Genomic DNA, 22,967 nt, shown 5'->3' on the forward strand with positions numbered 1-22,967 from the left:
GTGACGGCCGCACGGTGTGGGCCGCGGTGACGGAAGGGGACCCCGGTGCTGGCTAAGCACTCCATCCTTGCTCGACTGCTCGTGGTGGTGATGGTCGGCTGCGCGTTCCTGGCCGCGCCACGTCCCTCGGTCGCCGCCCCCGGGCCGGACACCGAGCCGTACGTGAAGTACTACCAGGTCACGGCGCGCTACCAGGGCCAGCCGGAGAACCTCACCGAGATCGCCCGGCGCTTCCTCGGCAGCGGCGAGCGGTCCGCGGAGATCTACCAGCTCAACACCGGCCGGGTGCAGCCGGACGGGGCCCGGCTGACCGATCCGGCCGAGCTGCGCGCCGGGTGGTACCTGGTGCTGCCGTGGGACGCGGCCGGCGACGGCGTCGAGTACGGCCAGTTGCCGACCCCCGCCGGCCGTCGGCCCGCCCCGCCCCGTCCGGCTCGCCGGGCCCACGGCCGGACGCCAGCCCGACGCCCGGCGGCACGGTCACCCCGTCCGGGTCGCCCACCGGCTCGCCGACCGGATCCGCGCCGGCGGCGAAGTGCACCGCCAAGACCGCGTCCAGCGGCCGGTCGGAGTGGGCGCAGCTCCGCATGGCGGCGGACAGCGCGTGGACCCTGACCAGGGGCAACGGGGTCAAGGTCGCGGTGGTGGACACCGGCGTCGACGCCGGACTCCAACAGCTCAGCGGCCGGGTCGCGGTGGGCGCGGACGTCACCGTCGGCAACGGGCGCGGCGACGAGGACTGCCTCGGTTCCGGTACGGCGATGGCCGGCATCATCGCCGCCGACGACAGCGTCGACGGCAACCCGGTGGGGCTGGCCCCGGACGCGACGATCGTGCCGGTGCGGATGGTCCGCTCCTCGGGCGACGCCCGCCCGGCCGACGCCGCCACGGCCATCGAGGTGGCGGTCAGCACCGGCGCCCAGGTGGTCGCGCTCGGCTCCCGCGTCGACCTGGCCGACCCGGCGGTGGCGACCGCGCTGACCACCGCGCTGGAGCACGACGTGCTGGTGGTGGCGGGCGCGCCGGTCAAGCCGACCACGCTGCCGTCGCCGCGGGGCGGGTCCGGTGGCGGCGCGCTGGTGCTCACCGGCGGCGTGGGGGCCGGCGGGCAGCTCGCGGAGAAGTATCTCGACGGTTCGGTCGAGGTGGTCGCGCCCGGCATCGAGGTGGCGACGCTGGGCGTGGGCCGGGGCAAGGTGGTCGGCAACACCGGCACCGAACTCGCGGTGGCGTTCGTGGCCGGTGAGGCCGCGTTGATCCGGGCGGTCGAGCCGGGCCTCACCGCCACGCAGGTCGAGGAGCGGATCCGCGGCACCGCCGACCCGGTGGGCGGGCAGGTGGCCGAGGGCGACGCGCGGTACGGCGCCGGCATGATCAACCCGGCCGCCGCGGTCGCGCCGTCGGTGGAGGGTCCGGCCGCCGCCGCGGCGCAGGCGGGCCGCGGCGGGGGCACGCTCGTCGCCGTGCTCCTGGGCTTCGCGCTGGTGTTCGGCGCGGGTGGCTTCCTGGTCTACCGGATGCGCCGCCGCCACTGAGGGTGCAAGGAGGGGCCCCTTTTTAACAGACGTCTGTTAAGAAGGGGCCCCTCCTTGCACCGCCCGCTAGCGCAGCGACCAGGTCTGCTTCGGGTTGAACACGCAGGTCCACGCGTTCAGCGGAGCGTCCGGGCCGTGCCCGTCGACGTCCAGGCAGCGGTCGGTCTCCCGGTTGAACAGCGACCGCCGGCCGTCCCGTTCGATCCACTCCCACTTCTGCGCCGGATTGCCGCTGCAGAACGCGGTCTGCACCGGTGCGCCGTCGCGCTTCTCACCCCACGCCACGTCCAGGCAGAGGCCGTTGACGCGGACGCTGCCGTCGGACGGGAACGTCCACCAGTGCAGCTTGTGCTCCTTGCACGGCCGCAGGACGACGCGTACGCCGTCGCCGGTCCCGCCGGTGGCACACAGCCCGGTCTCCTTGCCGACGAGCTGCTTGGCCCCGGACGGGCGCTTCGGCGGGGCCGGCTTCTCCGGCTCCGCCGGCGGCCGGGTCGACGGCGACACACTGGGCCGGGGCAGCGGCGACCCGGCGGACGGCGAGGGCGACGGCGAGGGCGACGCGGGGGACGGGCTCGGGCTGGCCGAGGGGACCCGCAACCGGCCGTCGAGCGCGTAGAAGTCGGTGAACTCCCGCACCTGCCGCAGGTACGCCTGCGTCGCGTCGTCCAGCTCGCCACCGGTCTGCCGCAGGGCGGTGGGGCCGTTGCGGTAGGCGGCCAGCGCCAGCAGGCCCGGGTCGCCGTCGAGGCCGGCCAGGTCCCGCCGCAGCGCGCAGAGCGCCACGCCGGCCGCCGGCACGGCGACCTGCGGGTCCCACGGCGAGGCGCCCGCGGGGCCGTGCGCCCGCCACACCTCGGGCAGGAACTGGGCGATCCCGCGCCGGCCGTCATCGCCGAGCAGGTTCGGATCGAACCCGGACAGCGCCATGAGCTGCGCGGCCACCGCCGCGGGCGGCACCTCCGGGCACACCGACCCGGCGCGCACCACGAGGCGTACGTAGCCCCCCGGCACCGCCTTGGGCTGCCGGCGCTCCGGCTCACCTCCGGTGGTGCCGGAACCGCCGAACGCGGTCAGCTCGCCGTAGTACGCCGCGTAGCGGCTCACGTCGTCGACGTACTCCACCGCCCCGGACGGCACGCCCTTGGCCTCGCGCACCTGGTCGAGCCCGGTGTGGAACGCGGCCAGGGACAGCCGCCACTGGTCGCCGGGAATGCCGGCGAGCCGGAGCTGCCCGCTGAGGTCGCACATCTGGTGGGCCAGCGCGAGGATGTTCGCGGCGGCGTCGGTGCGGTCCGCGTCGGGCCACGGCGCCCAGGACTTCCACCCGGCGTCGTCGAGCCCGGCGAAGCCGCGACCGCCCGATGTGGTCTTCCTCACGCGTCCGTCCAGGCCGGACTCGGTCATCAGCTGGCCGGCCAGGCGGGCCGGGGTCAGCGTGGGGCAGGACCGGGCCGCCGCCCGGATCGCGGTCAGATGCTCGGCGGAGACGGTACGGCCGGTCAACTTGTCGTCCCGGGCCGTGGCGATGCCCCAGCTCACGGAGGCGATCACCATGAACAGCACCGCGAGGCCGGCCGCGATGGCGGCGACGACACGACGCGGGATCCGGGCGAGCCGGGATCGGATGCCAGGAAGATCGGGTGTCACGGGGCTTCCCTTCCGGTGATGACGTCGCCAGGCGTGACGGATGCGCGACGTCCTCGGTTCACCCGACCGGAATCGGATCCGATTCCGGTCCGGCCGCCATTGAACCGACCGGCACACCGGGCCGTCAATGTGGCGCCGACGGACGGACCACGCCGCGGCTGCCGGACCGTCGATCGGAGCGTTCGATGTCGACTCGCCACCACCCGCCCGGCGCGGGGCCGACCAGCGCCGTCGCCGGCCGGCCGGACCAGGGCCGGCCGGCGACGCGCCGCGTGGGCGGGGCCCGATGAGCGCCGGCACCCTGATCGCGGTCCGCCGGCCGGCGGCACCGTCCGATCAGTACGGTTATCCTTTCCCCTCAGAGGGGCTCGGCGCCACGGCGTCGGGTCGACCGTGCGGGCGCGCCCCACACGTCAGGGGGAGGCGTTCTGTGTCGGCGGTGCCCAACGAGGCGGTGGATCCCGGAGCGCCGGGCGAGGCCGCCGCCCAGGGTTCCCCGGAGAGCCTCATGCGGTGGATCCACGAGACCTACCGGGAGCCGCTGCTGCGGTTCGTCACCCGGCTCGTGCTCGGCCGGCAGGAGTTGGCCGAGGACCTGGTGCAGGAGACGTTCCTGCGGGCCTGGCGCAACCTGGCCACGCTGGCCGAGGAGCCGCGCCGGATCGCGCCCTGGCTCTACACCGTCGCCCGGCACGTGGCCGTCGACGCCGGCCGGGCCCGGCAGGCTCGCCCGCCCGAGGTGGCGGTGCCCGACCTTAACCGGCTCACCACGGCCGACGACGAGATGGAGCGGGTGGTCAGCGCCCACACCGTTCGCCTGGCCCTGCGCCAGATCAAGCCGGAGCACCGGGAGGTCCTGATCGAGATGTACTACCGGGGCGCCTCGGTCGCGGAGGCCGCGGAGCGGCTGGGGATACCCGAGGGTACGGTAAAGTCGCGGACGTACTACGCGGTGCGGGCGCTGCACGCGGCGATCGGCCCGATCGAGTCGGCCTGATGTCACGTACCGGCGACCCTCGTCCGATCCCCGGCACCGGCGCGGTGGCCCGGATCGTCGCTCCGGCGCACCCTCGGTCGGGTCGGGAAGGGGGGCGTGATGCGCACCGGCGGTGAACACCCGACGTCCGAGCACGAGGCTCTGGCGCTCTATCTGCTCGGCGCGCTCGACGAGACCGAGCGGGTCGCCTTCGAGGCGCACCTGGCCGGCTGCGGGGAGTGCCTCTCCGCCGCGGGTGACCTGGGCGGGGTGACCAGCGGGCTCGGCGGCCTCGGCGCGGCCGACTGGGACGAGTTCGCCCTTCCGCCGGCCTCCGTCCTGCCACCGGCGGTGTCGGGACCGGCGGTGGTGCGGGCCGACGCGCCGGCGTCGGAACGCGCGGACGTGTCCCGTACCGATGTCGGGGACGCCGCCGCCCGCGGACCGGCCGGGCGGCGGAGCGACCGCCCGGGGAGTCCGGCCGGCGGTGCGGGCTCGACCGGCCCGGGGCGCCGGCGGCGCGCTACCGGCCCGACCGGTCCGGGACGGGCGTCCGGCGACCGGCCCGAGGGGCGCCCACCCGCGCTGTCCGCCCGTCGCCGGCTGCTGCTCTGGGCCGGTGCGGCGGTGTTGGCGCTGGTCGTGCTCACCGGCGGGATCGTGGCGGCGGTCGGGGGCGGTGGGCGCGACGACGTGGTGCTGACCGCGACCGGGGAGGCGCCCGGCGCGGGCGCGAGCCTGTCCGTGTCGATCACCACCCACGAGGGTCAGGGCTCCACCATCCGGATCACCGCGACCGGGCTGCGGCCGGGGCTGCGCTACCGGCTGTTCGCGGTGACCCGCGACGGGGTCAGCCACCCGGTGCGGGACTGGACCGCGTCGAACGGGCCGCAGGAGGTGACCGGCGAGCTGTCGCCCCCGGTCGACCAGCTCTCCTTCGTCGGCGTGGGCCTGACCGACGGCACCTCCGTGGTCACCGCGCCCATCTCCCGCTGAGGCGGCTCCGGCGTCGGCGGACTCCTCGATCCGTGCCACTTTCCGGTGAACCGGAGGACCTTCCTCGTCGTCGTGTGGGCGTGCGCCAGCCGCGCACGTCGGGGGACGCGACGCGTCCCCGCCAGGCCGAGGGAGGGCTAGATGGCTGTGAGGACCGGATCGTCACGGACGGGGACCGAGGTGTTAACCGGGGGCCCCGCCACCTCCGGAGGCGTTAACCGGGGGCCCCTCCTTGCGTTTCTCGCGGTGGTGCTGGTGGCGGTGGGGCTGGTCGTGCCGGGTGGGGCGGCTGCCGCTGCCGCCGGGGCGCGGCTGACCTTCGTCAACGCCACCGCGGAGACGCTTTGGGTCGGCGCGGGGGAGAGCGGCGACGGTTCCCGGCCGATCGCCGGCCTGCCCGTGCTCCGTCCCGGTGAGCGGAGCACGATCGTCGTGCCGGACGACGGCGACCCGCGTCACTGGCGGGGTCGGTTCTTCGCCCGCCAGCGGTGCGACGGCGACCCGAACGGCGGGTTCCGCTGCCTCGTCGGCGACTGCGGCGCGTACGCCGACCGGTGTGAGCGGGGCGCGGAGCCGGTGAGCCTGGCCGAGTTCAACTTCGACCGGAACGACCCGGCGGCGCCCTGGTACAACGTCAGCTACGTCGACGCGGTGTCCACCACGATCACCATCGACGCGCCGGGCGCGCCCCGCCCGGAGAAGGCGGGTAGCTGCGCGCGGTGGGACTGCTCCGCCGGGCAGATGCTGGCGGCCTGCCCGGAGGCGCACGCGGTGCGCGACCCGGCCCGGGGCGACCGGATCAACTGCGTCAACCCGAACCGGGACGCGGAGAGCGCCTACACCGCCGCGTTGCTCCCGTTCGGCCCCCGCGCCTACCTGTGGTCCACCCACGACCGGGTTGCCGGCAACGAGACGGTCTACAACTGCCCCGGCTGCGGCGAGGTCGTGGTGACGTTCCGCAACGGGGGTGCGCCGTCCGCGCCGCCGGCCGAGCGCAAGACGGTCACCTCGGGCGGCGGGTTCGCGCTGCGCGGGTTCGCGGACAAGTGCGTCGACGTGCCGAACGGCGAGTCCGCCGACGGGGTGCGGTTGCAGCTCTGGCGGTGCAACGGCTCCCCGGCGCAGCGGTTCACCCGGGGCGCCGGCGACACGCTGAAGGTGCTGGACAAGTGCATGGACGTGGCGTGGGCGTCCCGGGACAACGCGGCCAAGGTGCAGCTCGCCTGGTGCACCGGCGGGCCGGCGCAGGTGTGGGTGGCCGAGGGCGGGCTGCTGCGCAACCCGCACTCCGGCAAGTGCCTGGACGTGCGGGACTGGAACTCCGACGACGGCGCGCCGTTGCAGATCTGGGAGTGCGCGGCGAGCCAGAGCAACCAGAACTGGCGCCAGGCCCGCTGACCCGGCCCGACGACGGCGGGCCCGGGTGCGATCACCCGGGCCCGCCTGGTCGTACGGTCGGTCAGCGACCGCGTGCCGGCGCCTGTTGCGGCGCCTGCCCGGTCGACTGGGTGGGGCTGGATCTCGGGCTGGTCCGCCCGCGCTCCAGGTCGACGTTCTGCGAGTTCTGCTGGATCGCGGTCCGCCGCTGGTCGACCGCCGCGTTGGTGACGGCGGAGCCCGCCGCGACGAACGCGCCGGCGGCGCTGAGCTGCGGGACGTTCGCGGCCGTGCCGGCGATGCTCAGGCCCATGCCGCTGAGGTTCCCGGCGTGGACCGCGGCCTTGGTCCAGTCGCCCTTCTGCGCGGCGTCGATGAACTCCACGCCGGACTTCAGGGCGGTGACGGCGGACGCGCCGATCTGCGTGCCGCGCGCGGCCCACCCCTCGAGGAGGCCGGCGGTGGCGTTCAACGCGTTGGCGGTGAACTCCGACCCGGGCGGCAGATAGGTGTTCATGTAGTTCTTGAAGTCGGTCAGGCCCTTGAAACCGGCGTTCTGCGCGCCCTTGCGTGCCTCGCTCTCGGTCGGCCGGTTCGGGTTCGCCGGGTTCACCTGGCTGCCCCGTCGGGGCTCGACCGGCTCCGGCGTGCTCACCGCCCCCACCTGCATGGCCGTCTGCACGAGCCGGTCCGGGTCGGTGGCGACGTAGGTGGACCGACGGCGCAGCCGGTCCACCTGGTGGTTGGCGGCGGCGGAGTTGCGGGCCGCGGCCGAGTTCTGCCGGCTGGAGCGCGGCGGGGGAGCGGCCGGGGGCAGCGGCTGCCCGCCGTTGAACGAGTCGGTGAACTGCGGCGCCGCCGAGCTGGACGACGACTGGTACGCGTACTGGCTGTACTGGTTGACCGGGACGCTGTAGTGCCGCTCGCTGGGCTGCGTCGGTGCGGGCGCGGCGGCGAAGGTCTGGGCGCGTCGCGACGGCTGCCGCGGGTCCGGCTCGTAGCTGTACCTCAGGTCGGACATGGTCACTCCTTCGAGCGCTGGTACTGGCTGGTTCGGCCGGCGGTCCGCGCCGGCTCGGGCGTGCCGCCTCCTTCCACGGATCGCGGTGCACCGACTACGGGTCGGTGGGCGGGGTGGTTCAGCGCCGGACGCGAGAAAAAACCTGGGATCCCGGTCGAACCGAGCGGGCGGTCGCGTCGTAGTGCGGCCGTCGACCGCTGCGGCCGGGCCATCCGGCGGCGGTCGGCGCGTGCGACGGACGACGGGGAGAGGAGGCGGGGCGGGCGATGAGCCGACCGATGGTGCTGGGGCGACCGCGCGAGCGCGACGAGCGTCCGGTACGGGGCCGCGACGCTCTCTCCGACGAGGGCATCGGCTGGATCGGCGCGCACGGCGGCGCCGGCGCCAGCACCCTGACCCGCCTGCTCGGGGGCGTGGACATCGGCTGCCGCTGGCCGGACCCGGCGATCGGTGAGCCGGCCCGGGTCGCGCTGGTCGGCCGGACCAACGTCGACGGCCTGCGGGCGGTGTCCCGGGCGCTCAACGCGATGCGGGAGGGCCGGCACCCGGCGGGGATGCGGCTGGTGGGCGTGGTGTTGATTGCCGACGCCCCGGGCCGGCTGCCGGCGCCGCTGCTCGGCCGGATCCGGCTGCTGCGCTCGGTCGCCCCGGTGCACCGGGTGCCGTGGATCCCGTCGTACCGGATCGGCGTGGAGCCGCAGCGGCCGCCACGCCAACTGACCCGGCTGGCCGACCTGGCCGACGCCCGGCCCGCGCGGGGGTCGCGGTGAGGCGGGCGGTCCGCTCCGGCGCGGCGCTCGTCGCCCTGGTCCTGGCGGTGCTCGCGCTCGCCCCGCCGGGCGCGGCGGTGGCCGCGGGCAGCTACACGGTGACGGTGGACGGCGGCGACGCCGCGTTCCTCTACAAGATCTGCCTGAAGACCACCACCACGGTGAACACCTACCCGGCCGGGGGCGGTGACCGGGTCTGCTCCGGCAAGAAGGGCTCGACGGACGGCTCGTTCGACCTGACCGCCGAGTACACCGACGGCGACACGGTCTGGATGGACGTCGAGATGCTCGTCGACCTGAGCGGCCACTCGCGGACCAAGGACGACGTGGACATCACCGGGTCGCACTCGTGCACCCTCAAGGGCGCCCTGTACGCGGGCAAGTTCCAGTGCGAGAACGCGATCAACAAGAAGAGCTTCGAGGCCCCGTCGATCGAGCCGTACCAGGTGGCGGTGGACGACCCGAACGCGCCGGTGGTGCAGTTGCTCACGCTGATGGCGTGGTGCGTGAGCGCCGCCGCCGTGATCGGCCTGCTGGTGACCGGCATGACGCTGGCGTCGCAGTTGCGGCGCGGCGCGCTGGAGGAGCGGACCGAATACACCAAGCAGATCGCGTTCGTGCTGGCGGCCTGCCTGCTCGCGACCACCGCCGGGCCGGTCGTGCAGGCCCTCGGATTCAGCCAGTGACCACCGGACCGGCCACCGGCCGGCTGTTCGCCTTCCCCGACCTCGAAGGAGCACCCATGACCCTCTCCGACATCTACTACAGCGGTCTGGTGCGGATCCCGTTCGGCTTCCGCCTCGCGCCCGAACCGGGCGACGGCGACGGTGGCGGTGGCGTGCCGCAGCCGGCCACCGGCGGAAACGCGGTGCCCGGTCCGCTCGCCACCAAGGTCGAGCAGGCGCTCGGCCTGGTCGCGTGGGCGGGCACCGCGGCGGGCGTGCTCGGTGTCCTGATCACCGGCGCGGTGATGGCCATCTCGCACAAGCGCGGGGAGAGCTCGGAGCACATGAGCCGGCTCGGCATGGTGCTGGGCGGCTGCATCCTGGTCGCCACCGCCGGCCCAATCGTCACCTGGGTCTTCGGCACCGGCGGCGGCGACGGCGAGGGGAACTGACGTATGCGTGCGCGACACGCCCACGAGCCGGCGGAGGACGGGCCGTTCTGGCGGCACCGCCGGTGGCAGGTGTCGGCGGGTTTCCTGGTGCTGGCGCTCTGCGCCGGCATCGGCGCGGCGCTCTACGGTGGTGGAGACGCCGGCTCCCGGGCCGCGCCCCCCGCCGGACCGGTGATCGGCGGGCTCGCACCGGACGGGTCGCGACCGCAGGGTTGCCGCACGGTGGACACCGCGCAGCCGATCCCGACCGAGGCGCCGGCCGACATCACCTGGCGGCCGGTGAACGGCGCGCTGACGCCGTTCTCCGCGTCGGCCGGGCCGCTGCGGAGCACCGGCCCGCTGCGCTGGTGCTTCGCGCACACCCCGATGGGCGCGGTGCTGGCGGTGCACACCATCTCCCGGCAGATGAGCGGCCCGGACTGGCGGGTGGTCAGCCGGCAGCAGCTCGTGCCAGGGCTGGGGCGGGACTACTTCGACGCGATGCGCGAGTCGCTGGAGGACGGCGGCCCGCCGCAGACCGCCAACCGTCTGGCCGGTTTCCTGGTGGTGCGCTACACGCCCCGTACGGCGGTGGTCCGGGTGCTGGTCCGGCAGGCGACCGCGCGCTACTTCTCGGTGGACTACACGACGGACTGGAACGGCGTCGACTGGCGGTTGCGCCCGCTGAACTCCGGCGGCCTGTACGGCCCGGTCACGCCGGTGCTCTCGCTGGCCGGCTTCGTGCTGTGGAACGGGGCCGGCAATGGCTGAGTGCGCGACCGGCGACGCCGTCTACATCGGCGAGATCGGCCAGGTCGTCGGCTTCTTCGAACGCGGGATCGACGGCATCCTCAGCGACATCGCCGGCGCCATCATGGGCGCGGCCGTGGAGCTGTTCGCCAACCTCGGTGACGTGCCGACGCTCGGCGACGAGAAGATCAACGACCAGATCCACCTGCAGACCGACTGGCTCGTGGTGACCATCGCGGTGGCGTCGTTGCTGGCCGCCGCGTTCCGGATGGCGTTGCTGCGCCGGGGCCAGTCGCTGTGGACCGCGCTGCAGGGCCTGGTCCGCATGGTGCTGACCGTCGGCGCGGCGTGGACCGTGCTCAACCTGCTCGCCACCGAGGCCGACCGCTACAGCGACCACCTCTACGACCAGGGCATCAAGGCGCAGCTCAAGCTGATCGCCAACTGTGGCACCGACGGCCTGACCGCGTTCCTGCTGATCATCATCGGCCTGCTGCTGCTGCTCGCCGGGTGCATCCACGTGATCCTGATGTACGTGCGGCTCGGCGCGATGGTACTGCTCACCGGCACCCTGCCGCTGGCCGCCGCGGCGTCGATGACCGAGTCGGGCGGCGGGTGGTGGCGCAAGCACATCGCCTGGATGGTGGCCTGGCTGTCGTTCAAACCGGTGGTCGGACTGATCATGTATTCCGGGGCGGCGATGATCGGCTCGGTCGACGGCGACGCCAAGCACTACAAGCTGGCCGGCGCCGCCATCCTGCTGATGGCCGCGGTCGCGCTGCCCGCGTTGATGCGGCTGGTCGTACCGGCGATGGCGGCGCTCGGCTCGTCCGACGGGGTGGGCGCGGGCGTGGCCGCCGGCGCCGCCGCGGCGGGCGCGGTGGCCAGCGGCGCCAAGCGGATCGCCGGCGGCGGTCACGGCGGGGGCGGCGGCGCGGTCCGGTCGTCGGGCGGCGGCGGCTCGCCCTCGGGCGCGGTGACCAAGGGCGGCGGCGGGTCGAAGCCCGACGGCGCCTCGAAGGACGGTGGTGAGTCCAAGGCGGACGGCGCGACGAAGACCGAGGGCGGTTCCACCGCCGACGGCGCGTCCGACACCGCGTCCGTGGCCGACGGCGCGTCCTCGTCCGGAGGCTCCTCGTCCGGCGGCGCGTCCACGTCCGGCGGCGCCCCGGCCACCGGGGGCGAACCGGCGTCGGGCAGCACGCCGGCGCCGGAGAGCGAGTCCGCGCCCGGCAGCACGCCCGCCCCGGCGAGCGAACCCGCGCCCGCCGCCGCGTCCGGCAGCACGCCGGCGCCGGTGAGCGAGCCGGCGCCCGCGGGCAGCCCACCGTCCTCGGGCGGCGGGCGCCGCGCCGTCTCGACCGCCGGCCGGGTGGTCAGCGGCGCCGTCGGGGCCGCCGCCTGGACCGTGCAGAAGGGCGCCGGCGCCGTCGCCGGCACCCACCGGCACGCCGCGGGCATCGCCCGCGGCGCGCTGCCGGACCCCGACCGCGACTAGGCCGGCCCAGGAGGACGACCATGAGCACCGCAATCGACCAGATCAAGACACCGACGTACGGCAACTGGCGTCGCCCCCGCAAGGCCGGCCTCGGCTCGCTGGGCCTGATCGGCACCTTCGGCCTCTTCGGCGGCCTCGTGGTGGTCCTGCTCGCGTCCATGATCTCGCTGGACGCGGCCCTGGTGGTGGGGCTGCCGTTCGCGCTGATGCTGGCGCCGCTGGCGATCCGCACCCAGGACGGCCGCAACGTGTTCCAGATGGCCGGCGTCCGGGTCGGCTGGCTGCGCCGCAGGTCGAAGCGGCAGCACCTCTACGTGTCCGGGCCGCTGTCCGCCCGACCCGGCGGCCGGTTCCGCCCACCCGGCCTGCTGAGCCGGGTGACCATGCTGGAGGGACGCGACCCGTACGACCGGCCGTTCGGGGTGCTGCACCACCGCAACCGCCACCAGTACACGATCGTGCTGAGCTGCGAGCCCGACGGCGGGTCGCTGGTCGACCCGGACCAGGTCGACACGTGGGTGGCGCTGTGGGGCGAGTGGCTGTCGCGGCTGGCCCACGAGCCGGGGCTGCGGGGCGCGTCGGTGGTGGTGGAGACCGCTCCCGATCCGGGCACCCGGCTCGCCACCGAGGTGCTGGGCCGTCTCTCCCCGGACGCGCCGCCCGCCGCGCGGGCCGTCATGGAGGAGGTGGTGCGCTCCTACCCCGACGCGTCCTCGGAGATGAACACCTACCTGACGCTCACCTACTCGGCGCCCGGTGGCGCGCGGCGTGACGACGACACCATGCTGGCCGACCTGGCGCTGCGGTTGCAGGGGATCCTCAACGGGCTGGTGGCCGCCGGCGGGGGGTCGGCGGAGCCGCTGTCCGCCGAGCGGATCGCCGAGATCGTGCGGGTCGCGTACGACCCGGCCGCCGCGGCCGAGGTCCTCGACGTCCGCGCCCAGCACGGCCGCACCGGGCTGGAGTGGGACGACTCCGGCCCGGCCGCGGCGGTCGAGTCGGTGACCTCCTACCAGCACGACTCCGGGGTGTCCCGGAGCTGGCTGCTGACCATGGCGCCGCGCGGCGTGGTGCGCTCGGGCATCCTGCGCAGCCTGCTCGACCCGACCGCCGGCATCCGCCGCAAGCGGGTGGCGCTGGTCTACCGCCCGATCGACCCGGCGACCTCCGCCCGGATCGTCGAGTCGGACCGGCGGTCCGCCCAGTTCATGGCCAACTCGACGAAGGGCCTGGTCCGGGCGCGCGCGGTCGCGGAGATCCAGGCGGCCGAGCAGACCGCGGCGGAGGAGGCCTCCGGCGCCGGTCTGGTGGAGTTCTCGATGCTGGTGACGTTGACCGTCGACTCGGCCGCCGAGGTGCGCGACGCGAACGTGACGATGCGCAACCTGCTCGGCGCCACCCGGATCGCGATGCGACCGGCAGACCGGATGCAGGCCGCGGCGTTCACCTGCGCCCTGCCGGTCGGCATCCTGCCCTGGGAGCAGTCGATCGTCCCGCAGGATCTCCAGGAGGCGCTGTGACGGCCGGGGTGGGCGCGGACGGCGCCCGGGTGACGGACCTCGCCGCGGGTTGGCCCCGCCGCACGTCGGGGCCGGTCACCGCGTTGTCCGGCCTGGTCGTGCCGGACGCCGGGGCGCAGGAGCGGGAGCCCGACGAGACCGACGGGCAGACCCCCCGGGCGTTGCGGCGGGCGCGGCGCCGGCAGGCCGCCGAGGAGGCGGCCGAGCGGCGGTACCGGCAACGCCTGGCCCGGCAGGACGACGCCGACGGGGTGCCGCACCGCGGCGCGCCCGCCGTGGGCGGCGGCCGGGTGGCGACGCTGGACCCCCCGACCATGTGGCGGGCCACCACCGTGCAGGCGTGCGGGCTCTGGCCGTTCGCCTCCGGTTCCGGCGCCCCGATGACCGGGGTGCCGCTGGGCCAGCACATCAGCACCGGCGCCACGGTCTGCGGCGACCCGCTGAACTGGTTCACCCGGGCCCGCTACATCTCCAACCCGTCGCTGTTCATGCTCGGCATGCCCGGTCTCGGCAAGTCCACCCTGATCAACCGGATGCTGATCGGCCTGGCCGGGCAGGGCGTCGTCCCGCTGGTGCTCGGCGACCTCAAGCCCGACTACGCGGACACCGTCCGCGCGCTCGGCGGGCAGGTCATCTCCATCGCCCGGGGCGTCGGCGGGCTCAACGTGCTGGACCCGGGCGCGATGGGCGCGGCGGCCGCGCGGATCGGCGGGCAGGCCGGCGAGGCGCTGGCCGCCGAGTCGCACGGCCGGGTGCTGAACATGGTGGCCGCGCTGCTCACCATCGTGCGGGGCGTGCCGATCAGCGACCACGAGCAGTCGGTGCTGTCGGCCTGCCTGCGGCACCTGCGCGAGCGCACCGGGCCGGGCCGGACGTACCGGCTGCCGGACCTGCTCGCGGTGCTGGAGGAGGGGCCACCGCAGGTCCGGCAGGTCACCCTGGACCGGGGCCAGGAGTCCCGGTACCGGGACGCCGTCGACCCGCTGCACCGGTCGCTGCTGGGCATCGTGGACGGCCCGCTGGGCGACACGTTCGCCTCGGAGACCGCCACCCGCATCGACCCGGACGCCACCGCGGTCTGCATCGACATCTCCCGCATCGGCGAGGCGGACGGCCAGTTGACCGCCGCCGCGATGCTCGCCGCCTGGTCCGACGGCCTGGGTACGGTGTCCGCCTCGCACGCCCTCGCCGACGCCGGCCTGGCGCCCCGGCGCTGGTTCTTCACCGTGCTGGACGAGCTGTGGCGGCCGTTGCGGGCGGCCTCCGGCATCGTCGACCGGATCGACGCGCTGACCCGGCTGAACCGGTCCCTCGGCCTGGCCGACGCGAAGATCACCCACACGCTCAAGGACGCGGAGGCGCTTGGTAGCGAGGCGGACAAGGCCAAGGCGCGGGGCTTCGTCGAGCGCGCCGGGATGGTCGCCTGCGCCGGCCTGCCGAGGGCGGAGATGGAGGAGCTGGCCCGGGTGGTCGGCCTGTCCCGGCGGGAGATCGACCTGGTGTCGTCCTGGTCGTCGCCGGCCGGCTGGGCGCAGGACGGCGGCAACGAGGAGCCGCCCGGCCGGGGCCGGTTCCTGATCAAGGTCGGCGGGCGGCCCGGCATCCCGATCCGGGTCGCGATCACCGACGCCGAGCGGCACCTGCACGACACCAACACGCGCTGGATCGCCAACGGCGACGCCGAGCGGATGCTCGCCGAGCGGGCCGCCGTGGTGCGGGCCGTCACGGCCGGCGACCGGCCCGGCGCGGTGGCCCGGTGAGGCGCGGCGCGGGCGGCGACCTGCTGCCCTGGCTCATCCCCGGGCTCGCGCTGGTCAACCTCGCCGTCTTCGTCCTGCTGTGGCTCGGCGGCACGCTCGCCGCCGCGCTCGGCGGCTACGGCTGGCGGCCACCGCCGTTCCGGCTGGACGTCTACCTGAGCCTGCTCGGCGGCGGCGCCGAGGCGGTGTGGCCGGGCGTCCCGCCGGCCCTGGTGTACGCGGGCGCGGTGGCGCTGCTGCCGCTGGTCGCCGCGCCGGTGGTGGCGGGGACCCGCGCGGTGGTTCGCCGCCTGGCCGCCCAGCCGTCGAACCTGGCCGGCGCGGCCGACCTGCGGGGGATGACCGGCAAGGCGGCCGAGGCGCGGGCCCGGGAGCTGCGCCCCTCGTTGCGGGACGTGCCCCGGCTGCGCCCCGACGACACCGGCAACCTGCTCGGCGACCTGCTGCCGTCCGGGCCGGAGCTGCGTTCCTCCTACGAGGACGTGGAGCTGGACCTGATGGCCCCCCGGGCCGGCAAGTCCACCGGCATCGCCGTGCCCCGCGTGCTGCGTGCCCCCGGCGCGGTGCTGCTGACCTCGAACAAGTCGGACGTCTACCTGGTCACCCGGCGGGAACGGGCCCGCGTCGGGCGGGTGTGGACGTTCGACCCGCAGGGCATCGTCTACTCCGAGCGCGACATGTGGTGGGACATGCTCGGCGGCTGCCGCACCCTGGAGGGCGCGCGGCGGCTCGCCGGGCACTTCGTCAGCTCGGTCAACGACGACGCGTCCAAGAAGGACTTCTGGATCGCCGCCGCGCAGAACACGTTGACCGCGCTGTTCCTGGCCGCCGCGCACGGCGGCGCGACGGTCGGCGAGATGCTGGGCTGGCTCGCCGACCCGGGCGACCGCACCCCGATCGACCTGCTCCGCGACGCCGGCCTGGAGGCGATGGCCGACCAGCTCCAGGGCACCGTACGCGGGGCGGTGCAGACCCGTGACGGCATCTACGAGACGTCCCGGCAGTGCGTCGCCTGCCTGCTCGACCCGGAGATCCTGGCCTGGGTCAGCCCCGACCCGGACCGCCCCGAGTTCGTGCCGGAGGAGCACGTGCTCGGCCGGGACACGCTCTACCTGCTGTCCAAGGATGGCGGCGGCTCGGCCGCCGGCGTGATCGCCGGGCTGGCGGACGCCGTGGTCCGGGCCGGCGTGGTGGCCGCCGAGCGGATGGGCGGCCGGCTGGACCCGCCGATGACCGCCGTGCTGGACGAGGCGGCCAACGTGTGCCGGATCGCCGACCTGCCCGACCTCTACAGCCACCTCGGCTCGCGCGGCATCAGCGTGGTGACGTTGCTGCAGAGCTACCGGCAGGGGGTGCGGGTCTGGGGCGACGCCGGGATGGACGCGTTGTGGAGCGCCGCCACGGTCAAGCTGCTCGGCGCGGGGCTCGACGACGCGGACTTCGTGGACAAGGTGGCCCGCCTGGTGGGGCAGCACGACGTGCGGACCCCGACCTACTCCCGCTCGCGTGACGGCTCCTCCCGGTCGGTGTCGTACCGGCAGGAGCAGGCGCTGCCGGCGGACCGGATCCGGGCGCTGCCCAAGGGGACGGCGCTGCTGCTGGCGACCGGCGTGCGGCCGGCGGTGATCCGGCTGCGGCCCTGGTTCAAGGAGCCGGACGCGGCGCCGATCGCGGCGGCGGCGAAGGCCGAGGCGCAGGCGGTCACCGACCGCGCGGCGGCGGCCTGGCGCCAGCGGGCCGGGTGAGCGACGGTGTCCAAACTGGCGGCCGCGCGGGCGGCGCACCAGAGTGCGACGAACCGGTTCGGCGCCACCCAGATCACCTGGCTGATCATCTCGATGGTGGGGATGATGCCGCTCGCGGCGCTGGCCGCGCTGGCCCTGGTCGTCCTGGTGGTCATCATCCTGCTCAGCGGCTCGCAGATGACCTCCTACTCGCCGGACCCGGAGAGCACGCTCGGGCCGGGCGCCGGTGGCAGCGTCCTCACCGAACTCGCCGGCGGCGACGGCCGCGGCGGGTTCCGGGAATCAGGCGTGCCGGAGGCGGACCTGGTCGCGCCGATCCGGGCCGCCGCCCGGGAGTGCGACCTGCTCACCCCGGTGATCCTCGCGGCGCAGATCGAGTACGCGTCGGACTTCGACGCGGACAAGGAGGGCCAGGAGGGCCGCAAGGGGCTGTCCCAGTTGACCCCCGACGTCTTCGACCGTTACGGCGAGGACGACGACGACAGCGGCGAGGCCTCGGCGCTGGACCCGGAGGACTCGATCCACGCCCACGCGCGGTGGTTCTGCCACCTGGCCGAGGAGACCCAGCGGCTGCTGGACGACGAGTCCGTGGTCGGTGACCACCTCACGCTCACGCTGATGGCCTGGGACCAGGGCCTGGAGGCGGTGAAGGAGCAGGGCGGCATGCCGGTCATCCTGATGGACACCTACCCGCTACGGGTGCGCGGCCTGTTCGCCCGCTACACCATCGGCGGCACGGACACGTCCACCGCGTCCGCGTCACCGTCGCCGTCACCGGAGCTGTTCCCGTCGCTGTCCATCGGGTCGAACAAGCGGGTGGTCCCGGACGGCGCGTCGCTGACCGCGTCGACGTTCGACACCCTGTTCCCGGGCCGCAACTCCTTCTACACGTACGCCGGGCTCACCGACGCGATGGCGAAGTTCCCCGCGTTCGCCGCCACCGGCGACGAGCAGACCCGCCGGCGGGAGCTGGCCGCGTTCCTGGCCAACGTCGACCACGAGACCGGCGGCCTGGCGCACGTCGACGAGATCGACCGGGCGGCCTGGGGCACCTACTGCGACGGCGGCAGGCCCTACGGATGTCCGGCGGGCCGGACCGCCTACCACGGGCGGGGGCCGCTGCAACTGAGCTGGAACTACAACTACCAGGCGGCCGGCGACGCGCTCGGGCTGGACCTGCTCGGCAACCCGGACCTGGTGGCGACCGATCCGTCGGTGGCGTGGCAGGCCGCGCTCTGGTTCTGGATGACCAACCCCGGCGCGGGCGCGACCACCGCGCACGCGGCGATCACCGGCGGCGGTGGCTTCGGCGGGACGATCCGCAGCATCAACGGCGCGCTGGAGTGCGGCGGCGGCAACGGCGAACTGGTCGGCAAGCGGGTCGACGCGTACCGCCGGATCACCGCCGCGCTCGACGTGGACCCCGGCGACGAGGGGACGCTGACGTGCTGACCGACGAGCCGGGGCGAAAGCCGTTCTTCATCCTCTACCTGGACGGCCCCGAGTACGCCGAGGAGCTGCGCCGGCTGGCCACCTGGGTGGAGGGCCTCCTGCTGCCGGTCTACGGCGGCGAGGTCACCTCCGGCGCGCCGTGGTGCCCCCGCTGGTGGGAGCACCCGGAGGCGATCGCCTACCTGCACGGGCTCTGGCTCGCCTGGCAGGAGCGGACGTCCCCGAAGGCGGCGCCGTCCGATCCGGCGGCGTGGCACCAGAACCACCTGTGGCCGACGATGGGCGCGCTGCGCGACCCGGCCGGCCCGTTCGCCGGCTGCAAACCCGGCGGCCACCGGCCCAAGGACCGCCCCTACGTCGAGCGGTACGACGACGGCTGACGGCGGGAGAACCGGCCGAAAGGACGGCGCCCGGCGCGGGCCGACCCGTCGTCGGGCCGATGCCGGCGCGGGTCCCGATCCGCAGGATCGGGGGCATGTCATCTTCCGATCTCGTGCTCCAGGCCCGTGGCCTGACCAAACGGTACGGCCGCCGGCCGGCGCTGACCGACTGCGACCTCGACCTGCCCCGGGGACGGGTGGTGGGGCTGGTCGGCCCGAACGGCGCCGGCAAGTCCACCCTGCTGAACCTCGCCTGCGGGCTGAGCACCCCGACGGCGGGCACGCTGCGGGTGCTCGGCTCACCGCCGGCGGCGAACGCGGCACACCTGGCCCGGGTCGGTTTCGTCGCCCAGGACACCCCGGTGTACGCGTCCTTCTCGGTCGCCGACCACCTGCGGATGGGCGCGAAGCTGAACCCGTCCTGGGACCCGGGCCTGGCCGAGCGGCGCATCGCCCAGGTGGGCCTAGACCCGGGGCAGAGGGCGGGCCGGCTCTCCGGCGGCCAGCGGGCGCAGTTGGCGCTCACCGTGGCCGTGGCGAAGCGTCCCGAACTGCTGATCCTCGACGAGCCGGCCGCCGCGCTGGACCCGCTGGCCCGCGACGGCTTCCTGCGGAACCTGACCGGCGTCGTCGCCGAGCTGGGCGCGACCGCGATCCTCTCGTCGCACCTGCTCGGTGACGTGGAGCGGTCCTGCGACCACCTCGTCGTGCTGGACGGCTCCCGGGTGCAGGTCGCCGGGGACGTGGCCGACCTGCTGGCCCGGCACCACCGGCTGGTCGCCCCGCGCGGCGAGCTGGACCGGCTCCCGGCCGGGGTCGAGGTGGTGCTGAGGCGGCACACCGGGGCGTACGAGCACGCCGTGGTGCGGGCCGACCGTCCGCCGGCGGGGACGCCGTGGCGGGTGGAGCCGGTCGGCCTGGAGGAGTTGGCGCTGAGCTACCTGACGCGGGCGGCGGGGGAGGGCAACCGATGATCTGGACGACCTGGCGGCAGTTCCGCGTCCCGGCCCTGGTGGGCGTGGCCGTGTTGGCGTTGTTCGCCGCGTACGTCGGGCACCTCGGCCTGGACGTCCGGGACGCCTACGACACCTACCGGGCCCAGTGCGCCGGCGCGCCCGACTGCCCCCGGCTGCGCCAGCTCGCCGTCGACTACGAGAACACCTCGCTCTACCTGGCCGCGCTGCTCGGGCCGGTCCCCGGCCTGCTCGGCATGTTCTGGGGCGCGCCGCTGGTGGCCCGGGAGCTGGAGACCGGCACCCAGCGGCTGGTCTGGAACCAGAGCGTCACCCGCCGCCGCTGGCTCGCCGTCAAGCTGGCCGTGGTCGGCCTGGCCGCGATGGCCGTGACCGGCGCGGCCGCCGCGCTGGTGACCTGGGCGATGAGCCCGGTGGACCGGATCGCGGACAACCGCTTCAGCACGGTCCTGTTCGGCGCCCGCAACCTCACCCCGGTGGCGTACGCGGCGTTCGCGGTCGTGCTCGGGGTGCTGATCGGGCTGGTGCTGCGGCGCACCGTGCCGGCCATGGCGCTGACCGCGCTGGCCTTCGTGGTCCTCCAGTTCCTGGTGCCGAACCTGGTCCGACCGCACCTGCTGCCGCCGCGGCACGCCACGCTGGAGATGACCGCACCGGCTATCAACGAGGCGCGTGGCCTGGGCAGCATCACCGGCGCCCCGGTGGTGCGGGGCCTGGCCGTGCCGGACGCCTGGGTCACCGACGTCAGCGAGTTGCGCACCCGCGCCGGCGGGTCGCTCGACCGGGGGGTGTTCGACAGGTGTTTCACCGACCCGCCGAGGACCGGGGCGGCCGAGGGACCGTTCGGCGACACGGCGACCTGCCTGGCCGCCGAGGACCTGCACGTGGACGTCGCCTACCAGCCGGTCGGCCGGTACTGGGCGTTCCAGTGGTTGGAGTCGGGCCTGTACCTGCTGCTCGCCGGGGTGCTGGCGGCCGTGGCGTTCCGGCGGATCCGGCGTCACCCGAGCTGACGCCCGCCGCGTGGTTGGATGGCCGGCATGACCGGAATCGGAGCCGTCCCCTGGCCACCCGCGCCGATCCGCACCGAACGCCTGGTGCTCCGGGCGGCCGAGGCCCGGGACCGGGCGACGTTCGTGGAACTGCTGGCCTCGCCGGAGGCGCACACGTATCTCGGCGGGCCCCGGCCGCGCGACGAACTCGAGCGGGAACTGCCCGAGGCGCCCGGGCAGTGGCCGGGGTGCTTCGTGGTCGACCTGGACGGCGCGATGATCGGCCGGGTCCTGCTCCGGCGCGCCACCGAGCATCGCCGGCCGGCGGCGGTGGGGAAGGCCGATCTCGGCTACCAGTTCCTGCCGCGGGCGTGGGGTCACGGGTACGCCACCGAGGCGTGTCGGGCGGTGCTCGACTGGTTCGACCGCGTCCTGCCCGGTGAGCCGGTCATGCTCACCACCCAGTCCGCGAACGCCACCTCCATGCGGCTCGCGGCGAAGCTGGGGTTCACCGAGGTGGAGCGGTTCCGGGCCTGGGATGCGGAGCAGTGGCTCGGCGTGCGTACGCTGGTGGATCTTCGCGCCTGACGGAAGGACCCCCATGGCCCGCCCCTACCAGCCCGGACCGAAGCAGTTCGTCTTCGCCGCCGGCGACGGCACCGACCACCACGTCTCGGTGGGTGACGCCCAGGAGGCTTACGAGGCGTTCGCCGCGTTCCTCCGGGACCGGGAGTCCGACACCTACACCATCGCGGACGAGGCGGCGAGGCAGCGCCTGGTGCTCATGCCGCAGCGGGGGGTGATCTCCCGGGTCGGGGAGGCGGGTCAGGAGCACCTGAAGGTCGACCGGGGCAACCGCTACCTGCCGGCCGCGATGCTGTTCTTCGAGAACGGCTGTGCCGGCCTGGACTACTTCGGGCAGTGGTTCGCCGACCTCGCCGACCTGGACGCGTCACCGGAGACCCGGGGTGCCGTCCGCGCCGCCACGTTCACGACCGAGGCGGCGGCGATCGACGAGGTCGGCCGGATCTGGGCCGACTCGGGCATCGTCGACCCGACCGACCAGTACTACGTGTTCTTCGAGTCCGACGACGTCGACCACGCCCGGGCCGAGCGGGCCGAGCTGCTCCAGTTGATCGCGTTCCTCGGTCTGGAGCGCGTCGACGCGCCGGCCGGGGCGGCCGACGGCGAGGTGTGGGTGCGCGCCGACCCGCGCCTGGACGCCGAGTGTGCCCGATGGGCGTGACCAGGGTCTTCACGCGCGGCGGCTGGATCCCGAGCGTGATCCGTGAGGGCGACGAGCTGAGGCTGATGCTCGGCGCCGGGGCCGACGCCAACCACGAACCCCGCACGTTCACGGTCCCGATCGGGGCGGCCCACCTCGAGGTGATCCGGGCGGACCTGGCCCGACACCTGCTGCTGTGGAGCGCGCTCCTCCCGCTGTGCGACGACGCCGGGACCCGGGGCCGGCTCGACGAGAGCGCCGCCGTCGCGCTCCTGGACCCGGTCCTGCTCGCCCCGCCCGAGGACGTCGACGCGCTCTTCCGGCGCATCCGGTGGGACCGGAGCCGGCTCGTCGCCCACGGCGCCCGCCTCGGTCCGCTGGAACACGGTCAGGTCTGCGAGGCGATGCGCACGGCGACGGAGACGCCGGACGAGAAGCGTGCCCAGCAACATCACGCGGACCGCCGGCGCGCCGAGCGCGGCGTGGTCCTCGGGCCGCTCGACGCGGCGATCCTCCGGTACACCGGTCAGTATCTGCACGGCGCGACGAAGCCGAGGCGGATGCCCGACGCCGTCGACCCCGCGCTGCTGCCCCAGGTCATGCGGGTGATCGCCACCGCCGAGCAGGCGTGCGCGGGGATGCGGATCGGCCTCGACCCGAGGCGGGGCAACCGGGCCACGGACAAGCGCGCCTGGGACCGGACGGCGGCGGCCGTCGACGCGGCCGTGCGCGGCGCGTACCCGGGGCTCGCCGCCGACGCGGTGCGGACGGTGAGTTTCCTGATGTGCGCGGAGGTCGCGGACCGGTCCCGGAGCGCCCCGGCGGACGACGACGTCGACCCCGGTGCGGGGAAGGCGGCGCTGTCGTTCACCGACGACCGGGGCGGCGAGCGGACCTGGCGACGGGACGGCCCGCGCGGCGCCGCCGCCGAGTTCTGGGCGTTCGTGGCCGACCGCTCGGCGGCCGGCAACGAGGTGTTCACCATCGAGGACGAGGCGATGGGCGAGGGGATCCAACTGCACTTCTACGCCGACTCCATCGCCCGGATCACGACGGTGCGGCCCCAGGTCGGGCCGGAGCCGCACTACCGGGTGGAGTATCGCCTGGTCGACGGGCTCGACGAATACCGCGAGCTGGTGCGCGACTTCGTGCGCGGCGGCTGCGCGGCACTCGACGGGCACGGCCCCTGGATGTCCGACGTCGCCGAGTTCGAGCGCGCGCGTCGCCGGGCCGGCGCGCGGTAGCCCTCG

22 protein-coding genes are annotated in these 22,967 nt (G+C 75.0%); 20 read left to right on the forward strand and 2 right to left on the reverse strand.

The window, feature by feature from the left end; all coding sequences use genetic code 11:
* Positions 1-45: 45 nt before the first annotated feature.
* The gene (locus H1D33_RS06350; RefSeq protein WP_307755361.1) at positions 46-615 is read left to right on the forward strand and encodes a LysM peptidoglycan-binding domain-containing protein; all 570 of its coding nucleotides are present in this window, start codon (positions 46-48) and stop codon (positions 613-615) included.
* Positions 588-1,535 (forward strand): S8 family serine peptidase, encoded by a 948-nt coding sequence (locus tag H1D33_RS06355; RefSeq protein ID WP_307755362.1) that lies wholly within the window; start codon positions 588-590, stop codon positions 1,533-1,535. The genes H1D33_RS06350 and H1D33_RS06355 overlap by 28 nt, the downstream gene beginning before the upstream one ends.
* A gap of 66 nt (positions 1,536-1,601) precedes the next feature.
* Here H1D33_RS06355 and H1D33_RS06360 read toward each other — a convergent pair whose 3' ends face one another.
* Positions 1,602-3,185 carry a ricin-type beta-trefoil lectin domain protein gene (locus tag H1D33_RS06360; RefSeq protein ID WP_181568959.1) on the reverse strand — a complete coding sequence of 528 codons (1,584 nt, stop codon included), beginning with the start codon at positions 3,183-3,185 and terminating at the stop codon, positions 1,602-1,604.
* Positions 3,186-3,615: 430 nt separating this feature from the next.
* Between H1D33_RS06360 and H1D33_RS06365 the strand changes: the two genes are divergently transcribed.
* The 3 genes from H1D33_RS06365 to H1D33_RS06375 all read left to right on the forward strand — a co-directional run bounded on the left by H1D33_RS06365 (position 3,616) and on the right by H1D33_RS06375 (position 6,555).
* A complete protein-coding gene (locus H1D33_RS06365) occupies positions 3,616-4,182 on the forward strand; it encodes a sigma-70 family RNA polymerase sigma factor (RefSeq protein ID WP_246411604.1) in 567 nt (188 codons plus the stop codon).
* A 99-nt stretch (positions 4,183-4,281) separates the two neighbouring features.
* Positions 4,282-5,157, forward strand: coding sequence for a zf-HC2 domain-containing protein (locus tag H1D33_RS06370; protein WP_220138691.1), 876 nt, complete (start codon positions 4,282-4,284; stop codon positions 5,155-5,157).
* Positions 5,158-5,403: 246 nt separating this feature from the next.
* Positions 5,404-6,555, forward strand: coding sequence for a ricin-type beta-trefoil lectin domain protein (locus H1D33_RS06375; RefSeq protein ID WP_181568958.1), 1,152 nt, complete (start codon positions 5,404-5,406; stop codon positions 6,553-6,555).
* A gap of 61 nt (positions 6,556-6,616) precedes the next feature.
* On the opposite strand, the gene H1D33_RS06380 is transcribed toward H1D33_RS06375, so the two are convergent.
* Positions 6,617-7,555, reverse strand: coding sequence for a hypothetical protein (locus H1D33_RS06380; protein WP_181568957.1), 939 nt, complete (start codon positions 7,553-7,555; stop codon positions 6,617-6,619).
* 266 nt (positions 7,556-7,821) lie between these two features.
* Between H1D33_RS06380 and H1D33_RS06385 the strand changes: the two genes are divergently transcribed.
* From H1D33_RS06385 to H1D33_RS06455, 15 genes are all read left to right on the forward strand, one after another.
* Positions 7,822-8,325, forward strand: coding sequence for a hypothetical protein (locus tag H1D33_RS06385; RefSeq protein WP_246411602.1), 504 nt, complete (start codon positions 7,822-7,824; stop codon positions 8,323-8,325).
* Entirely contained in the window at positions 8,322-9,011 is a 690-nt protein-coding gene (locus tag H1D33_RS06390) for a hypothetical protein (protein WP_181568956.1), read from the forward strand. Before H1D33_RS06385 ends, H1D33_RS06390 begins: the two co-directional genes overlap by 4 nt.
* Positions 9,012-9,067: 56 nt before the next feature.
* Positions 9,068-9,442, forward strand: coding sequence for a hypothetical protein (locus tag H1D33_RS06395; protein WP_181568955.1), 375 nt, complete (start codon positions 9,068-9,070; stop codon positions 9,440-9,442).
* A 3-nt stretch (positions 9,443-9,445) separates the two neighbouring features.
* Positions 9,446-10,192 carry a DUF8175 domain-containg protein gene (locus H1D33_RS06400; protein ID WP_181568954.1) on the forward strand — a complete coding sequence of 249 codons (747 nt, stop codon included), beginning with the start codon at positions 9,446-9,448 and terminating at the stop codon, positions 10,190-10,192.
* A complete protein-coding gene (locus H1D33_RS06405; RefSeq protein ID WP_181568953.1) occupies positions 10,185-11,669 on the forward strand; it encodes a hypothetical protein in 1,485 nt (494 codons plus the stop codon). The genes H1D33_RS06400 and H1D33_RS06405 overlap by 8 nt, the downstream gene beginning before the upstream one ends.
* Positions 11,670-11,689: 20 nt before the next feature.
* Positions 11,690-13,189 carry an SCO6880 family protein gene (locus H1D33_RS06410; RefSeq protein ID WP_181568952.1) on the forward strand — a complete coding sequence of 500 codons (1,500 nt, stop codon included), beginning with the start codon at positions 11,690-11,692 and terminating at the stop codon, positions 13,187-13,189.
* A complete protein-coding gene (locus tag H1D33_RS06415; RefSeq protein WP_181568951.1) occupies positions 13,186-14,949 on the forward strand; it encodes an ATP/GTP-binding protein in 1,764 nt (587 codons plus the stop codon). The genes H1D33_RS06410 and H1D33_RS06415 overlap by 4 nt, the downstream gene beginning before the upstream one ends.
* On the forward strand, positions 14,946-16,694 hold the full coding sequence (locus H1D33_RS06420; protein ID WP_181568950.1) for a type IV secretory system conjugative DNA transfer family protein: 1,749 nt from the start codon (positions 14,946-14,948) through the stop codon (positions 16,692-16,694). Before H1D33_RS06415 ends, H1D33_RS06420 begins: the two co-directional genes overlap by 4 nt.
* 6 nt (positions 16,695-16,700) lie before the next feature.
* Positions 16,701-18,146, forward strand: coding sequence for a glycoside hydrolase family 19 protein (locus tag H1D33_RS06425; protein WP_181568949.1), 1,446 nt, complete (start codon positions 16,701-16,703; stop codon positions 18,144-18,146).
* Positions 18,140-18,526, forward strand: a complete 387-nt coding sequence (locus H1D33_RS06430) for a DUF4913 domain-containing protein (protein ID WP_181568948.1) — start codon at positions 18,140-18,142, stop codon at positions 18,524-18,526. The genes H1D33_RS06425 and H1D33_RS06430 overlap by 7 nt, the downstream gene beginning before the upstream one ends.
* A 95-nt stretch (positions 18,527-18,621) precedes the next feature.
* Positions 18,622-19,500 carry an ABC transporter ATP-binding protein gene (locus H1D33_RS06435; RefSeq protein WP_181568947.1) on the forward strand — a complete coding sequence of 293 codons (879 nt, stop codon included), beginning with the start codon at positions 18,622-18,624 and terminating at the stop codon, positions 19,498-19,500.
* The gene (locus H1D33_RS06440; RefSeq protein ID WP_181568946.1) at positions 19,497-20,513 is read left to right on the forward strand and encodes an ABC transporter permease subunit; all 1,017 of its coding nucleotides are present in this window, start codon (positions 19,497-19,499) and stop codon (positions 20,511-20,513) included. Before H1D33_RS06435 ends, H1D33_RS06440 begins: the two co-directional genes overlap by 4 nt.
* 27 nt (positions 20,514-20,540) lie before the next feature.
* Entirely contained in the window at positions 20,541-21,080 is a 540-nt protein-coding gene (locus H1D33_RS06445; protein ID WP_181568945.1) for a GNAT family N-acetyltransferase, read from the forward strand.
* Positions 21,081-21,093: 13 nt separating this feature from the next.
* The gene (locus tag H1D33_RS06450) at positions 21,094-21,738 is read left to right on the forward strand and encodes a hypothetical protein (protein WP_181568944.1); all 645 of its coding nucleotides are present in this window, start codon (positions 21,094-21,096) and stop codon (positions 21,736-21,738) included.
* A complete protein-coding gene (locus tag H1D33_RS06455) occupies positions 21,729-22,961 on the forward strand; it encodes a DUF6357 family protein (RefSeq protein WP_181568943.1) in 1,233 nt (410 codons plus the stop codon). Before H1D33_RS06450 ends, H1D33_RS06455 begins: the two co-directional genes overlap by 10 nt.
* Positions 22,962-22,967 lie beyond the last annotated feature (6 nt).

It is taken from the genome of Micromonospora ferruginea, from assembly GCF_013694245.2.
Taxonomy (GTDB): Bacteria; Actinomycetota; Actinomycetes; order Mycobacteriales; family Micromonosporaceae; genus Micromonospora; species Micromonospora robiginosa.